Origin of the sequence: Nitratireductor sp. GCM10026969 (genome assembly GCF_042660605.1) — a bacterium.
Taxonomy (GTDB): Bacteria; Pseudomonadota; Alphaproteobacteria; order Rhizobiales; family Rhizobiaceae; genus Chelativorans.
The window spans coordinates 1-15,015 of record NZ_JBHSUM010000099.1; the positions used below are offsets into that span (position 1 = coordinate 1).

19 protein-coding genes are annotated in these 15,015 nt (G+C 64.6%); 3 read left to right on the plus strand and 16 right to left on the minus strand.

Annotated elements, in window-relative coordinates; all coding sequences use genetic code 11:
* A partial coding sequence (locus ACFP9U_RS17470) for a Gfo/Idh/MocA family oxidoreductase (RefSeq protein WP_378623402.1) occupies positions 1–499 on the plus strand: 499 nt, incomplete at its 5' end.
* Positions 500–774: 275 nt separating this feature from the next.
* Here the strand turns inward: ACFP9U_RS17470 and ACFP9U_RS17475 are convergent.
* Positions 775–2,448 (minus strand): sulfatase-like hydrolase/transferase, encoded by a 1,674-nt coding sequence (locus ACFP9U_RS17475; RefSeq protein WP_378623403.1) that lies wholly within the window; start codon positions 2,446–2,448, stop codon positions 775–777.
* Positions 2,449–2,644: 196 nt separating this feature from the next.
* On the opposite strand from ACFP9U_RS17475, the gene ACFP9U_RS17480 reads away from it, so the two are divergent.
* A complete protein-coding gene (locus ACFP9U_RS17480; protein ID WP_378623405.1) occupies positions 2,645–2,917 on the plus strand; it encodes a hypothetical protein in 273 nt (90 codons plus the stop codon).
* The gene (locus ACFP9U_RS17485) at positions 2,914–4,395 is read left to right on the plus strand and encodes a hypothetical protein (protein WP_378623407.1); all 1,482 of its coding nucleotides are present in this window, start codon (positions 2,914–2,916) and stop codon (positions 4,393–4,395) included. Before ACFP9U_RS17480 ends, ACFP9U_RS17485 begins: the two co-directional genes overlap by 4 nt.
* A 24-nt stretch (positions 4,396–4,419) precedes the next feature.
* On the opposite strand, the gene ACFP9U_RS17490 is transcribed toward ACFP9U_RS17485, so the two are convergent.
* The 15 genes from ACFP9U_RS17490 to pqqB form a co-directional block, all read right to left on the minus strand.
* Entirely contained in the window at positions 4,420–4,902 is a 483-nt protein-coding gene (locus tag ACFP9U_RS17490) for a GNAT family N-acetyltransferase (RefSeq protein ID WP_378623408.1), read from the minus strand.
* 132 nt (positions 4,903–5,034) lie between these two features.
* On the minus strand, positions 5,035–5,844 hold the full coding sequence (locus tag ACFP9U_RS17495; RefSeq protein ID WP_378623410.1) for a DUF2182 domain-containing protein: 810 nt from the start codon (positions 5,842–5,844) through the stop codon (positions 5,035–5,037).
* A gap of 4 nt (positions 5,845–5,848) precedes the next feature.
* Positions 5,849–6,484, minus strand: coding sequence for a DUF1326 domain-containing protein (locus tag ACFP9U_RS17500; protein ID WP_378623411.1), 636 nt, complete (start codon positions 6,482–6,484; stop codon positions 5,849–5,851).
* A 372-nt stretch (positions 6,485–6,856) separates the two neighbouring features.
* On the minus strand, positions 6,857–7,288 hold the full coding sequence (locus ACFP9U_RS17505) for a TIGR02588 family protein (RefSeq protein WP_378623413.1): 432 nt from the start codon (positions 7,286–7,288) through the stop codon (positions 6,857–6,859).
* An 11-nt stretch (positions 7,289–7,299) separates the two neighbouring features.
* Positions 7,300–8,163 (minus strand): TIGR02587 family membrane protein, encoded by an 864-nt coding sequence (locus tag ACFP9U_RS17510; protein WP_378623430.1) that lies wholly within the window; start codon positions 8,161–8,163, stop codon positions 7,300–7,302.
* Positions 8,164–8,182: 19 nt separating this feature from the next.
* Positions 8,183–8,689, minus strand: a complete 507-nt coding sequence (locus ACFP9U_RS17515) for a ferritin-like domain-containing protein (protein ID WP_378623414.1) — start codon at positions 8,687–8,689, stop codon at positions 8,183–8,185.
* Positions 8,690–8,828: 139 nt separating this feature from the next.
* Positions 8,829–9,809: an alpha/beta hydrolase gene (locus ACFP9U_RS17520; protein ID WP_378623416.1), complete on the minus strand. Its 981-nt coding sequence runs from the start codon at positions 9,807–9,809 to the stop codon at positions 8,829–8,831.
* Between the two features lie 124 nt (positions 9,810–9,933).
* Positions 9,934–10,440 carry a ferritin-like domain-containing protein gene (locus ACFP9U_RS17525; RefSeq protein WP_378623417.1) on the minus strand — a complete coding sequence of 169 codons (507 nt, stop codon included), beginning with the start codon at positions 10,438–10,440 and terminating at the stop codon, positions 9,934–9,936.
* A gap of 60 nt (positions 10,441–10,500) precedes the next feature.
* Complete coding sequence (locus ACFP9U_RS17530; protein WP_378623419.1) at positions 10,501–10,944, minus strand: MgtC/SapB family protein; 444 nt, start codon at positions 10,942–10,944, stop codon at positions 10,501–10,503.
* Between the two features lie 18 nt (positions 10,945–10,962).
* The gene (locus tag ACFP9U_RS17535; protein ID WP_378623420.1) at positions 10,963–11,343 is read right to left on the minus strand and encodes an SPW repeat domain-containing protein; all 381 of its coding nucleotides are present in this window, start codon (positions 11,341–11,343) and stop codon (positions 10,963–10,965) included.
* Between the two features lie 217 nt (positions 11,344–11,560).
* Entirely contained in the window at positions 11,561–11,905 is a 345-nt protein-coding gene (locus ACFP9U_RS17540; protein ID WP_378623422.1) for a hypothetical protein, read from the minus strand.
* A 257-nt stretch (positions 11,906–12,162) separates the two neighbouring features.
* On the minus strand, positions 12,163–13,260 hold the full coding sequence (gene pqqE, locus ACFP9U_RS17545; protein WP_378623423.1) for a pyrroloquinoline quinone biosynthesis protein PqqE: 1,098 nt from the start codon (positions 13,258–13,260) through the stop codon (positions 12,163–12,165).
* Positions 13,257–13,556 carry a pyrroloquinoline quinone biosynthesis peptide chaperone PqqD gene (gene pqqD, locus ACFP9U_RS17550; protein ID WP_378623425.1) on the minus strand — a complete coding sequence of 100 codons (300 nt, stop codon included), beginning with the start codon at positions 13,554–13,556 and terminating at the stop codon, positions 13,257–13,259. Before pqqD ends, pqqE begins: the two co-directional genes overlap by 4 nt.
* Positions 13,556–14,311 carry a pyrroloquinoline-quinone synthase PqqC gene (pqqC, locus tag ACFP9U_RS17555; RefSeq protein WP_378623427.1) on the minus strand — a complete coding sequence of 252 codons (756 nt, stop codon included), beginning with the start codon at positions 14,309–14,311 and terminating at the stop codon, positions 13,556–13,558. Before pqqC ends, pqqD begins: the two co-directional genes overlap by 1 nt.
* A partial coding sequence (gene pqqB, locus ACFP9U_RS17560; protein ID WP_378623428.1) for a pyrroloquinoline quinone biosynthesis protein PqqB occupies positions 14,308–15,015 on the minus strand: 708 nt, incomplete at its 5' end. The genes pqqC and pqqB, both read right to left, overlap by 4 nt.

The window sequence follows — 15,015 nt, forward strand, 5'->3', positions numbered from 1 at the left end:
CGAGGTGGCGACGCTGGTGCCCACGCGCCCCGACGCCCCGGGCTCCGCCCGCCGCGTGCCGGTCGAGGTCGAGGATGTCGGCCGCGCCTTCCTGCATTTCGAGAACGGTTGCAACGGTGTCTTGGAGGCCAACTGGCTGGCCGGCGGCCGCAAGATGCGGCAGGATTTCGAGATCACCGGGTCGAAAGGCTCCATCGCCTACTCTGGCGAACGCATGAACGAACTCGAGCTCTACGTCGCCTCGGGTCAACCCGGTCGGGAGGGCTTCCGCAAGATCCTGTCCGGCCCCGCCAACGCACCCTATGGGGCCTTCTGCGTAGCGCCGGGCCACCAGCTCGGCTTCAACGACCTGAAAACCATCGAGGCGCGCGATCTCCTGCGCGCGATCTCCGGCGAAGAGACGGGCCACGCCGACTTCCGCGAGGGGCTGGCAGTGCAGCGCACGCTGGAGGCGATCTACCGGTCCGCGGAAAGCCGGAATTGGGAGACGGTGGGATAGGCAGGCAAGAGACCGGCAGATCGCCCTCACCCTCGTCCTTCGACAAGCTCAGGATGAGGGTGAGGGCTGGTGTCGGCGCTACCCATCGATATCGAGGCTGGCAAGACGCCGGAATGCCTTCGCCCCCGTCCTTCGACAGGTTCAGGATGAGGTCAGGCTGGTGTCGGCGCCATCCGTCGAGGTCGAGACTGACAGGACGCTGAAATGCCTTCGCCCTCATCCTGAGCCTGTCGAAGGACGGGGGGCGGAGGCACATGCCATGCATTCAACGCGGCCTAATATGGCCGTGGCGCGACTAGCTCGTCCGGTCCGGAAGATGGCTCTCCAGGGCCCCCGCCGGCCATATGCGCTGGCGCGCGGACCTTCCGCGTCACATCGTGAAATTCATAAAGCGTGCTGTCATTCGGGAAGGCGAAGATGCGGTCGGCAAGCAGCGGGAAATCGCCGCTGAAATAACTGTTGAAGAGCACCCGATAGCTGTTCACGGGCGTGATGTCCGGGCGCAGCAGCCGGTAGTCCCGGCTGGGGAAATAGTACGCGTTGAGGATGCCGGTCTTGATGCGCAGTTCCTCGGTCGAAGCCTGTTGCCACGGCACGCGGCCGTCGCGCTCGGGGAAGGGGCCTTCGTCCGCCTGGATCAGGATGATCGGAGGCTCCCGGTCTCCGGCCTGCAAGGTGGTGACGATCTCCTCGATGATGCGGTTGGCGTAGGCGACCTGGTCGATGAAGCCCTGCCTGCTGCCGCGCTCGGCCGATTCCTTCTGACCAAGGCAGCGCCCGTCGGCGGCGAAGGGGTACGGCCCATGCGGCACGAGGAAGTGCGCGAAGACATAGACCGGCTCCTCGCGCGGGCCGATGGCCTTGATTTCCTCCACCTGGCGCGCGACGCGCTGGCATTGGGCGTTGTCCCAGTCGAGGCGCATGGTGAGCGGGGTGTCGGGCAGGGCGTGGAAGAGGGGCTTCAGCATCGTGCGGCGCAGATAGAGCATCCCGAACTCGCTGAAGCCGTGCGGACGGTTCTCCTCGGCCAGCGGGTTGTGGAATGTGCCGACCCACCAGGAGCCGAACTGGATGAAGTCGTAGCCGCGCGCCTTCAGGAAACGTGCCACGCGGTGGTCGTCCAGCATCTTATAGATCGGATGCCAGTTGGCGCCGGTCGCGCGGCCGTCGTCTGCCAGCACGTCGAGATAATCCATGTAGAAGGTCGAGGCGAGGGAATGGCCGGTTTTCTGGTAGTTCGAATTGCTGGCGTGGGCCACATAGAAGCCGTGCTCTTCCAGGAACTTGACGATGGCACTGTTGTCGAGATCATAGTGCCGCGCCAGGACCTCTTCCGAGGCGTAGCGGTCGAAGACGAAATGGTAGATGTCCGGCGGGCGCGGGGCTTCAGCGTTTGCCGGGAGGTGTTGCTGCATTTCCGCGTAGGCCCGATCCGCATCGTAGGCCGCGCGCGCCTCGCCGTTACGCCACTCATAGGACGCTGCCTGCCAGGCGGGCGTGATGAAAAGCACCAGCGCAATGCCGTTCAGAACGCTGTGGCTGAAGCGCGTGATCCTGGGCAACCGCAGGGCGGCCACGGTCACGACCGCAAGCACCAGGAGTGCGACGGGCAGCGAGCGCAGCATGGAATAGCCGCCGTCGAGCAGTCCGTTCAAGCGCCCGAACAGGTCGGCATAGAAAAGAATGCCGGCGACCCAGATGCTGGCGATCACCGCGCCGGTGGCGTCGAAGCGTCGGCGGAGTGCCGAAACGGCAAGGTAGAGAACGAGCGCGAAGGCAAGCGAGCCGAGGAGCGAGGGCGCAATATCCGCCGGCGAGGCATGGTTCAGGTTCCGCGCCCACAGCGCGACGACGGCCGCCGCGGCAAACAGAAAGGGATGAAGCGGATAGGTGTGGTCCCAGAGGCCGGCAGCTCTGCTTTCGCGCATTGCGTGTGACCCCTCAGCCATCGGCGCACTCTCCTGACCCGCGCGCGACAACTGCTTTCCGGCGGGAATTACTCGGAAAATCGGCTCACCTTCGTGACCGACCGCGTGTATATGACGAATTTATGTCACTTTCTTGAAGCAACAAGGAACAGTCTCGGCTCGGCTACGTTGAGAACGGTCAACTCTGTCCGTCACCGATTGGACGAAAGGCAGCCTGATGCGCGTAAAACTTTCATCTTCTCTTCATCTCGCAACCCTGTCGCTTCTCTTCGTGGGCATGTCCGCATCCGGCGCCCACGCCTATCTCGATGCCGGCACGGGCAGTATGATCCTTCAGGTCCTGCTCGGCGGTATTGCCGGGCTGCTGATCGCCGGCAAGCTTTACTGGTACAGGTTCCTTTCCCTGGTCGGCATCAGGCGGGAGCAGGGCCAGGCCGGGGAAGGCGAGGACGAGCGCAAGGCCCGCCCGCAGATACGGCCCGATAGGTGAACGAAGCACGACCGCAACGCCCGCCGGATTCGGCCACGCCGGCGGCCGGCGGAGGCGCGAGTTCGGTTCTTTCGGACGGCGCGGGGGAACCAGAACCCGGCTCTTACCGTGATCGCAACGGTGCCGTCTTTTACCGCGACGGACGCGTCTTCCGCTTCCTGAGCAACCGCGCGCTCGAGAACTGGCGGCAATTGCAGCAGGCGCCCTTCTTCAAGCGCCTGTCGAGCGAAGGCCGTATCGTCGAGACGCGCGAAGCGAACCCGGAAGGGGAAGGGATCGGCCTCGACCGTTGGGCCGGCCTTCTGGAGCACGCGCGGATCCCCTATGTCTCGTATCCCTACGAGTGGACCTTCTGCATGCTGAAGGACGCCGCGCTGCTTCATCTCAAGCTGATGCGCGAGGCGCTATCCGACGGCATGATCCTGAAGGATTCGTCGGCCTACAACATCCAGTGGGAAGGTATGCACCCGGTCTTCATCGACGTGCCGTCCTTCGAGCCGCTCCGGCAGGGCGAACCCTGGGTGGGCTATCGCCAATTCTGTGAACTGTTCCTCTACCCGCTGATGCTCGCCGCCTATAAGGGCATTGACTACCGGCCCTGGCTGCGCGGACAGATCGACGGAATCCCGTCGGGCCAGATGCGCGCGGTGATGTCGAAACGCGATCTCCTGCGCCCGGGCGTGCTCCTGCACGTGGTGGCGCAGGACGCGCTGCAAAAGCGCTATACGGGCGGCAGCAACGTGCGCGGCGCGCTGGCGGAAGCCGGTTTCGACAAGGCGCTGATCGAGCGCAACGTGGAAAAGCTCACGGCACTGGTGACGCGGCTGGAGCCCGCCGGCACGAAGACCACGTGGGCCGACTACGACCGCACCCATTCTTACGAAGAAGCGGAACTCGAGAAGAAAAAGGCATTTGTCCGCGAGGCGGCGGCCAGGCGGCGCTGGCGGCTTGCCTGGGATCTCGGCGCGAACACGGGCACCTTTTCCCGGATTGCGGCCGAACACGCCGATTACGTGGTGGCCATGGACGGCGACTGGATGGCGATCGAGCATCTCTACCAGCGCGGAAAAGCGGGTCCGGACGCACGCCGGGTCCTGCCGCTGGTCGTGAATCTCGCGGATGCCTCGCCCAACCAGGGCTGGCGCGGCGTGGAGCGCAAGGGCCTCGCCGAGCGCGGCCGCCCGGACCTCACCCTTTGCCTGGCGCTCGTCCATCACATCGTCATCAGCGCCAACATTCCGCTGGCCGACTTCATCGGCTGGCTGGCGGGACTTGGCACGGCAGTGGTCATCGAGTTCGTGGGCCGCGAGGATGAGATGGTGCAAACGCTCCTAGCCAATCGCGAGGACCAGTACGACGACTACACGCTTCAGACCTTCCGTGCATTGTTGGCCGCCCATTTCGAGATCCGCGCCGAGGCGCCGCTGAAGGGCGGCAAGCGGCACATCTTCTTTGCCGAGGCGAAGAAGGGTCAGTGACGTGCAGCGCCTGGAAAGGCGTTCTCACGTCGGGCGTGCGAGCCGTTTCTCGTAGCGCCACACTTCAAGCGGAAACGGGCCGGTCGACGTTTCCGCTTGGTTGACCACCGTGCCGGCCAGGCGCCAGCCGCTCTTTTCATAAAATCGCGCCGCGCGCTCGTTGCCGATCGCGCAAGCGAGCCATGCCGTCTCGACACCGCACTCGGCGAGCCGTGCCTCCGCGTCGGCAATCAGTGCCGCGGCGACGCCTGAGCCTCGTGCCTCGGGCGACACGAAAAGCTGATACAATTCCTCACCCTTCAGGACGCTGAAGCCGACGGGAGCGCCGGGCGGGCCGGCAACGCGGGTATCCGACAGTGCCGCCTGCAACCGCTCTCGAAAGCTCTCGAGGGTACGGAGGCGCGTGAGATGTGGCGGCAGCAACGGCGCATGCGTCTCGTGCCAGCCCTCATGCCACAACCGCGCGAGATGATCGATCTCGGCGGCGTCTGCGGATCTCACTTGCATCACCGATACACCGTCAGGTCTGTAACAGGGATGTCGGCTCACATGCTGTCACATATCCGCAAGGGCGACAATCGGGACCCGCGCCTTGTCGCAGGGCAAGGGTGAAGGCGGCCCCGCCGATTCCGTCTCAATTCAACCAGCTGCCAGGAGCCACAGGCCGGCCGCGAGCAGGGCCACCCCGGCGGCGCGGGAAAGAAGCCTGCCCGCGGGTACGATCTTTTCCAGCAGCACGAAGATGGCGATGGCGGCGATCCAGGCGATGTTCATGACGCCGCCCACGAAGAGCAGGGCCATCAGCGTCCAGCAACAGCCGATGCAGTAGAGGCCGTGCCTGAGGCCGAGCCGCAACGAGCCGGGGACATCGCGCCGAAACCCGCCATGCTGCTGGATGAAATGCAGCGGAGACTGGCAGCGGCTCAGGCAGATGTCCTTCTGCGGCGTCCACTGGTAGAGACCGGCGGCCATGAGCAGAAGGCCGCTGAAGCGCGCGCTGGTGCTGCTCATTGCCGGGCTTAAGAGGAGCGCGCTTTCAAGCGCCCATTGGCAAATCGTCGCCATCAGGGAAAAAACGCCCCAGGCGAGAAGATAACCGGCAACGAACACCCCGGTGGCGGCCAGCGGCTTGCCCTGCGCGGCGGCCTGCCGGCCGACCCGCGCATAGATGAGGATCATCGGCGTGACGGACGGGCTCATCATGCCGATCATCATGACGAACCACATGATGAACATGAAGCCGAATTCGGCCGGCGACCACATCGCCAGCCCCGGTGCCATGACACCGCCCGGCATCGGGTCGCCGCCCATCGCGGGCATATCCATGCCCGCCATGGAATCGGCGAGCCAAAGAAGATACGCCCAGGCGAGGACCGTCAGCAACGCCAGCGCGCCGGCGACGATGACCCTGTCGCGACGCAACAGGGATTCGAGTGCGGTCTCGCGCATCGGATCAGTGGACGACGCCGGCGCCCGTCATGTTGAGGCTGGCGAAATGGGCGTGCGAATCCTTGAGCGATATGGAGATCGGCCCTTGCGTCTCGCCCCAGCCCCTGCCGACCTCGCACGTGTCGTACTCGAATCCGTGCGGCAGGGTGATGCGCGCGCGATGCTCCTCACCCGAGACGGGATTCTGGATGGGCTCGCCCCGGCCTTCGACCAGGCCCGGAACGTTCACCCTTGCCATGCGCGCACCCGGGTCAACCTCGAAATCGATCCGCGTGAAGACCGGATCGTGAACCTTGTCGAAGGTCGTCGAGAAAACCTGGAAGAAAGTGGCGCCCGGCTCGGTATCCTCGCCGCTCATGATGCGCAAAAGCGCCTCCCGTTGTTCCTCGCTTGCCCGCTCATCGACGATCGGAACGACCTCGCCGCCGCCCTCATGGATGGCCCCCGGCCAGCGTACGACGATGCCGATATTCAGCCCGTCGAGCTTCGTATCCCCATGGTGGCCCTCCCGGATCTTCACGAAGCCGATGGCCTGACAATCACCATGGGTCGGCCGAGAATTGAACTGGCAGGGGCAGCCATACGCACAATTGCAGTGAATGAATTCCTGGCCCTTGATGGCCCATTGAACATCGCCCATCTTTTCCTCCCTCGCGCGAACAGGAAACCTGATCGAGCAGGCCATTGTGCTCCTCAAGGCCTTGTTTAGCGACTACACCGAATGCGGTAGAAGCCTCCCAAGAAGGTGCGAGTCCAAGCGGGACGTAGCGAACCCCGCTGCACGGGCAAAAAAAAGCACCCGCCGGGGGAGGAGGACCGGCGGGTGCTCTTTAAGTCGGCCAGCACTTGGGAGGAGGAGAGCGCTGACCGCGCTCGACGAAGTTGGGAGGAGGAAAACCCCGTCGAGAACTTGACCCCTACATAGTCCGCGTCCGGGGACGTTTAAAGGGCTCGAATGCATATCTGCCTTGCATTTTTGTGCAGTGCGGCATTCGGGCGCGCCCCGGTCGTCTCAAGGTTCGGAATAACCGACCGCCTCGAGCACCAGCCGCCCCTGCCGCGGGTCTTCGCTGAACAGGAGACCGCCTTTCTGCCGCGAGTGCGCCGGCACGTAGTCGAGGGACACACGGCCGGTCTCCACCGTTTCGCCGCCGCGTTCGATCCGGCCCTCGACCTCCACGCTCGCAGCCGTGGCGTCGCCGCGGTTCACGGCGCGGAAGATCACGCGGAAACCGTCTCCGGCCGGTTCGATCGTCTCCGCCACGACATGGAGTTCTGGGTGCGCCGATGTCGCGGTGAGGGCCTGGTAGAGGACAAAACCGATCATCGCCGCGACGAGGAGCGCTGAAGCAGCACCGATCACCCATTCCAGAATGTGCGGGCGCTCGTCCTGCTGTCGCGCTTTCGCGTGTGCGCGGCCTGTCTGTTTTGTGCGCTGCTCCATTCGCTTCCGCCTCAGATGATCAACCGCGCCGCGGCCGCGCCGATGGCCGCGGGGAAACCGAGAACGACCACCGACATGAGGATCTGCATGAGCGAAACGTCATCGGTCCGGCCAAACGTCCACAGGGTGTAGAGGCTGATAAGCGACGCGATCGCGTATCCCGCGACCGTGAAACGCAAAAATGCGCTCCACCACGGCGTGCCGGGCGGCAGGGCGGGATCACTGCCCTTGAACTCCACCGCATAGACGAAGGCGTGCATCAGCAGCATGGAAAGCACGATCAGCGCCAGCGCGTGCCATTCCGTCATCTTGTAGGAGATCAGCACCATTTCTTCCGTCGGCGCCACGTTGAGGCCCAGAAAGAGCGCGCCCACTGCCATGAGGAAGAGCTCGCTGGCATAGCTCGCCTGCTCCGTACCGCCCTCGGGACGGGCTTTGCCGCCGCCGAGCTGACTACGGCCGAGCAGTGCACCGATGCTGGCCGGCACGGACTGGACCGCGATCTTGCCGACAATCTCTCCGGGCGGCATGGCCAAGGTGATGATGCCGAAGGCGCTCAGAGCGACAAGGCTTGAGACGATACCGATCGCGTAGGCGACTGCCATGTCGCGCAGGTCGTCACGCCAGCGAAACGTCTCCTCGAAACCGGCATAGTGGGAAAGAATCGTCAGAAGCGGCAGGTTGAGAATCAACAGCAGGGCCAGGCGGAAGCGGTCCATGTAGAAGCCCAGCCACCACATCTCCATGGTCATCAGCATCGGCAGACTGAAGATCAAGGCCCCGCCGAAGCCGCGGCCGAGCCCGACGAGGATCTTGCGTTGCGGCGGGGCAGGTGCCGGCGTCTGGCCGGCACCTGCTGCCTGGCGCTGTGTCATCATGGCGCGTTCTACCGTCTCATTGCTTGCCCTGCAGCGCCTCCTCGTTGGCAACCTTGTCGGCGACCTTGGTCAACGCCTCGTCGGTTTTGATCTCCTCGCTCAGGGTCTGGTCGAGCAGCTTCACCGCGTCGTCCATCTTCATGAGCTGCGCCCAGCGCTTCAACGTACCGTACCGCGAAATCTCGTAATGCTCCACGGACTGCGCGGCGGCGACGAGGCCCGCATCGATGGCCGGCGCGCCCTTGTACTCGTCGAGAATCTCGGCGCCTTCCTCGATGATCCCGTCGATAGCCGGACAGGTCTTTCCCTTGGCGGACTTGCCGATGATCTCGAAAACCTGCTCGAGACGCTCGACCTGCGCTTCCGTCTCGTCCCGGTGCTTCTCGAACGCCCGGCGCACTTCCTCCGACTCCGCGCCGCGCGCCATCTTCGGCAGCGCCTTCAGGATCTTCTTTTCCGCGTAGTAGATGTCTTTCAGGGTGTCGTGAAAAAGGTCGTTCATCGTCTTCTGCTTTTTGGCCATGGCCGGAACTCCTGAAGGGGCGTTGCTGTGCATCGCCGTTGCAAGACGCTGCCACACCGCGGGTGGGAAGCCTTCCGGGAAATATTCCGTATGGGCAAAGGTTCCTGGACCAGGCGAGAAAAGATGCTCTCCGGACCGTTCAGGCCGCTTCCACCCGGCGGGACGCCGTCGCGGCAATGTTGCATGCCACCCACCTGCGCACATAGGCGTTGGCCTTGCGGGCAAGCCCGGTGTTCAGGCGGTTGAAGGCATGCGGCGCCTCCGGCACAACGACACGCTCGGCATTGCCGTTGGCGCTTTGCCACCGCTCGGCCATCTGCAGCGTGTCGTCCAGAAGCGGATCGAGAGCCCCCACCAGAAAAAGAGCCGGCGGCAGATCGCGCAGAGCGGCGTAGAGCGGGGAGATGTCCGGCCTGCGCCTTTCCGCCTCACTGCGGTCCGCCGTCAGACGCTTGAGGTTGCTGAACGCGGATGGGCCGTGCAGCACCAGTGTCTCCGGTCCCGCCGCGCGCAGGCTCCGGCTGCCCGACAGGTCGAAGACGCCGTAAAACAGCACCGCGCCCGCAATCTTTGCCTGCAGCCCGCGGTCACGTAGGGCGAGCAGCGTGCAGGCGGCAAGGTGTGCGCCCGCTGACTCGCCGCCGATGACCATGCGGTCGGTGCCGAATTCGCGCACGCAGTTCTCGACCAGCCAGAAGGCCGCGTTCCGGCAATCGCGGATGCTGAGGTCGAGCCGGTTGTCGAGGGCGAGATGATAGTCGACGCTGACGACCGCCATGCCGCATTCCGCGGCGATCATCGCATTGCATGGGTCGTCGCAGCGTGCATTGCCGACGATCCAGGCGCCGCCATGAATGTCGAGATAGATGCCCCTCGGCACCCCGTCGGGCCTCAGTATGCGCAGCGAAACGCTGTTTCCCCCGTATTCGACACGGCGGGTCTCCACGGTGACGCCGAGCCTTTTGAGATACGACTGCGGCTTCATCTGCATGACCTTCATGGCGCACTGCATGAGCGCCGCCTTGGTCCTGCCACGTGGCCTGAACTTCGGCATCCAGGCGAGCTTCCGGTTCAGGCGTCTGGCTTCGGCAATGTCGGAGGGGTCGAGGTCGAGGGACATGACGGCGGCAGTTTCGTTCAGCGCAGTATATGATCGTGCACATCTTTTCTGATGCCAATACGCAGCGCTCCCGCCGCGCGTCGGTCGCGTGAGCGGCAAAGCCCGGTTTACATGTGCGCCGGCTTTAATGTTTCGCCGTCGCCTCGGTTGCCTCGCGGGCGAGAAACTTTTGCGTGAGGTCCTCCAAATGGTCCTCGAGCCATTTGGCCATGGCCTTCTCTTCCTCCAGGATTTCCTCGCACACGCGTTGCACTTCCGCTTCTCCAGCCTGCTTGGCGGCCCCGACCAGCATTCTGTAGCTGGCGATTTCCATATGCTCGAAAGTGTAGCAGGCAAGCACGCCCTTGGCGATTTCGTCACTGGTGAAGATCCCGCTGATGCCCTGGCCGAGACCCATCAGCTTGGTGCCTACGGCCTTGAGCATCGAGGTATCGGAACCAAGACTCTTGAGGCATTCCTCGACCCGCGCGCTCTGCCGCCGCGTCTCGTCGATGTGTTGTTCGATGCGGGCCTTCAGTTCGGGGTAGTTCTCGATACGCCTTTCGAGATTGCTGAGCATGGTAATGGCCTGCTCCTCGGCCGCGTGGGCATCTTTCAGCCACGATAACAGATGGTCTCTGGGATCCGGCATCATCGATCTCCATTATTTTGACGGCTGTCCAATCGACGGCGGGCGGAAATGTTCCCGGCTTCATTCGCCGTCATTGTCATGCACGCCGAACAGGCTCAGCACCACGAGGCTCGTGAAATTCACGAGGCTCAGAACGAGGGCGATATTGGCGCGGCCGAAACCGACGGCGACCCCGATCGCACCGGCGTTCCAGATGCTGGCCGCGGTCACCAGGCCCCTGATGCTGGTTCCGTGCTTGAGGATTGCGCCGCCGCCGATGAAGCCGATGCCGGTGACAACGCCCTGCAGGACACGGGCCCGCGCCTCGATGTCTTCCGCCGCCGAGGTATCGATGATAATGGCGAAGCCGCAGGAAGCGACCGCCACGATGGGCAACGTGCGAAAGCCGACGCTGTGGTGCCCCTTGCCGCGTTGCCAGCCGATGGGCAGCGCCAGCACGAATGCAAGCAGGACCAGAGCAACGTCGCTGGCCAGTTTCTGAAGATCGAATCCGAACTCGGGCACGCGCCACCGCGCCTCACATCAACGCGGACTCATGGTTTCGGAGGCGCGGGCGTGACCCGGCACCGTTCGGGTGGTCAGGCCCGCGACGATCTCGACCAGGCCCACGATCAGGTGCGGCCAGAAAACCGTGTCCGCAAAGCCGAAGAGCCAGGGCGAAACGGCCAGGATCGCGCCGCCGGCGATGTCGAGACCGAGGTGAATGGGCATGGAAATCATTGCCGAGACGCCCAGCTCATAGTCCGTGAGCAGGCTGTAGCCGATCAAGCCGAGCCCGAGTACGATCGGCACCCATTGGGCGGCACCGCCATTGGCAAATCCGAGAAGCCACGGCGCGATGATCAACAGAATGCCGATAAGATAATCGGCGACTCCATGTGTTTTGGTCGAAATGAATCTCATTTTTGCTGTCTCCATCCGTTGCCCGAAGACCCAACAACCGTCAAACGGTCAAGTTCCCGGGTTTTCAACCGCTCAATGCATCGCCTGCCTGGACTGTGTGCCGCGAATCATGAAACCTTTGATTTGCGGCGGACCTTCACGGTACCCGCGGGGCCGGTCTAAACGCCCCTCACTCCCGGGGGCGCCGGCCCCTTTTCGTACGGGGAGAATGGGCGCTTCATAATTCGGTACGGCGGGGCAGGGAGGATTTCTGCTCCTTGAGGCTCGGCGGCGCGTCATCGCCCCAGCCACGCAATTCGCTTCGCCCTGTCTGTGCGAGCTGTATCGCCCGCTCCAGCTCTTCGAGTGCCAATCGCGCGGGCCTGTCGTCTTCCGCTGTGCGGTCCGCACTCTCCTGGATCCGCATTTCCGCCCGCTTGCGCAACGCATCGACGGCCGCCTCGCCACCGGTCTCGACAAGCTGGCGCACCGCAGCGCACAGAAGGAGATCGCCGAACATTTCGGCGGAACGGGAGCGCAGCAGCGGAAACTCTTCCGGGGGTGTGGCTTGCCGTTCATCCATCGTGCCTATCCTCACCGCTCCAACCAGCCGGCCGCGAGAGCAGGATGCGCTCACATTCGTTCGCTTGGCTGCTCTGTTGTTTTCGCCGCATTTGTGCCGCGCCAAGCGGTTCCCTTGGCCGCAAAATGCTCCAGCCAGGGCCGCCCTGTCCCGTTCGGTCCTACCCAACAGAACAGGTCCTTGCATTGTTCCGCGCGGGATCGGGAGTTGCGCATCAAAGGGCTATTGAGCCCCTTTCGTGCCCTTGCGCCTATCCTTCAAACAGGCTGCAGCGCGCGGATGCGGCGGTAGGTGAAAGCGGCATCCTCGTCCGCCTCTTCGGCCAGCGCCACCACACGCTGGTGGAGCGGCGACTTGGAGCAGACGGGATCGGTTGCCGCGGCGTCGCCGGCGATCGCCATCGCCTGGCAGCGGCAGCCGCCCCAGTCGATCTCGCGCCGCTCGCAGCTGCGGCAGGGCTCCTGCATCCAGTCCGTGCCGCGGAAGGCGGTGAAGGCGGGCGAATCCGCCCAGATCTCGGAAAGCGACCGCTCGCCGAAACGCTCGAAAGTAAGCGTCGGGATCGTCTGCGCGGAATGGCAGGGCAGCACCGTGCCGTCCGGGGCCACGGCGAAAGCATCGCGCGCCCAGCCCCCCATGCAGGGCTTGGGGTAGGTGGCGTAGTAGTCCGGCGGCACGAAATCGATGTTGAGTATCCCGCGCAGGCGGATGCGGGCGGCCTCTACGATCTCGATCTCGCGTTCGATCGCCGCGCGGCTGGGCATCAGGGCCTTGCGGTTGAGCAGCGCCCAGCCGGAGAACTGCACATTTGCGATCTCCAGCCTTTCGGCGTCGAGGGTCAGCGCAAGATCGATGAACTCCTCCACCTCCTCGATATTGTGCCGGTGGATCGGCGCGTTGACGGTGAGCGGCAGGCCGGTCGTACGCACGTGCCGCGCCGTCTCGATCTTCTTTTCGAGCGCGCCCTTGTAATGGCCGATGCGCTCCGCCGTCTCGGACCGGGCGCCCTGGAGGCTAAGCTGCACATGGTCGAGCCCGGCATCGGCCAGCGCCTCGATTCGCTGTGCCGAAAGGCCTACACCGGCGGTGATGAGGTTACTGTAGACGCCGCGCGCGGCGAGCCTTGCGACGATCTCTTCCAGATCGCGCCGCAACGTCGGCTCCCCGCCGGAAAGGTGTACCTGGAGCACGCCCATATCCGCCGCCTCGTCGAACAGATCGAGCCACGGGCCCGTCTCCATCTCGCGGTTGGCCTTCATCAGCTCCAGCGGGTTCGAGCAATAGGGACACTGCAGCGGGCAGCGGTGCGTCAGCTCCGCCAGCATGGCGATCGGGGGCAGGAGAGGGGCGTTCATGACAGCCTCACAAGCAGATTGTCCGACCATTCCTGCAGAAAGGCCAGCACGTCGTCCTCGACTTCCTCCTCCTCCGCGTCGTATTCGGCGGCGAGCGCCTGGACGATGGCGCGCACCGAAGTCTGCCCGTCGCAGCGGCGCAGAATGTCCACGCCGATTTCGTTGGGCCAGAAGATGCGCTCGGGCGAAAGCACGGCCCAGGCCTGGCGAACGGGGTCGAACTGCAGGCGGACATGCCGCGGCAGGACGGGGCGTGCGCGGCGGGTAACGACGGCCCTTTCGCAAAGCACTTGCATCACGGCTCCTCCGGCCGGAATGCCCCCGGCGGGATGTAACCCTTTTCGCTATAGGCATGCATCAGTGCGTCCAGCATAGACCACAACACATCACACTTGAAGACGAGGGCGTCGATAACCGCCTGCTGCTTTTCCGGCGTGTCGGCATGCTCCAGCACATAGGCGAGCGCGAATTCCGCGTCACGCGGCGCCTGGCCGAGACGTGGCTTGAAATAGGCGAGCGTCTCTTCGGTGATGTAGTCATATCTGGCGAGCATGGCCGGCACGCGCTCGCCGATGATGACGGGCGAGAAAAGCTCGGTGAGCGAGGAGGCGACCGCCTCCAGAAGCGGCCGCTCCGTGCAGAAGGTGAGATAGGCGCCGACGGCGAAGCGGGTAGCGGGCAGGGCATGGCGCTTGCCTTTCACCATTTCCGCGTCGAGCCCCAGGCCGGTCGCGAGCTTCAGCCAGCGGGCGATGCCGCCGCTCCAGCCGTCCTCGCCGTCGTGGTCCTCGATGCGCGTGCGCCAAGCGGCGCGGAAGGCCGGATCGTCGCTGCGCGCCAGGATCATGGCGTCCTTGCGCGGAATGACGGCCTGATAGCAGTAGCGATTCAGCGCCCAGGCCTGCATCTGGCCCTTCGTCAGCGCGCCCTCGGTCATCAGCCGGTGGAAGGGATGCCGGTTGTGGTAGCGCTCGGCGCCGACCTGGCGCAGCACCTCTTCGAGCTCTCTTGCCGAGAGCCCGTTTTGCGCTGCGTTGGCGAAATCCGTCAAAGCGTTATCTCCATGCCGTCATGGGCGACTTCCCAGCCGGCCGCCGTCACCGCCCGGCGCTCGCGCGACGCCTCATCGAGGACGGGATTGGTGTTGTTGATGTGGACGAAGACGCGGCGCCCGATCGCCACCTCGGCAAGCCCGGCGACCGAGCCGTTTTCGCCGGACATGGCGATATGGCCCATGCGCGCACCCGTCTTCTGCCCGACGCCGGCCGTGATCATCTCATCGTCGGTGTAGACCGTGCCGTCGAAGAGCAGGCAGTCGGCGCCGTCGAGCCGGCGCAGGAGATCCGCACTGATGCGCGCGCAACCGGGGATGTAGAAAGCGGCGGCGTCCGCCTCGCGCGAGCGGATCCTGAGCGCGATCGTGTCGCCCTCCTCGGACCCGTAATCGGCGTCCGGCCGGCTCAAATCCTCCAGGTAAAGCGCCACCTTGCCGGGAATGGCAAAGCCTTCCACCGTGAGCCCGGTGGGCACATCAGCCGCGTCGCGCAGGTCGCACGCGCCGTCGGTGGCAAGTTCCCGGCGCGGCACGATGGCCGGATCGAGTACCTTGAAAATGGGGTTCTCCTCGAGCACCTCCAGCACGCGCCGCGTGGCGTAGAGCGCGAAGGGCTGCCGCTCGCGCAGGCTGAGCAGCCCGGCGATGTGGTCCACATCGGCGTTCGTCAGCACCACCGCGGCGATCGGCGTGGCCCGCAG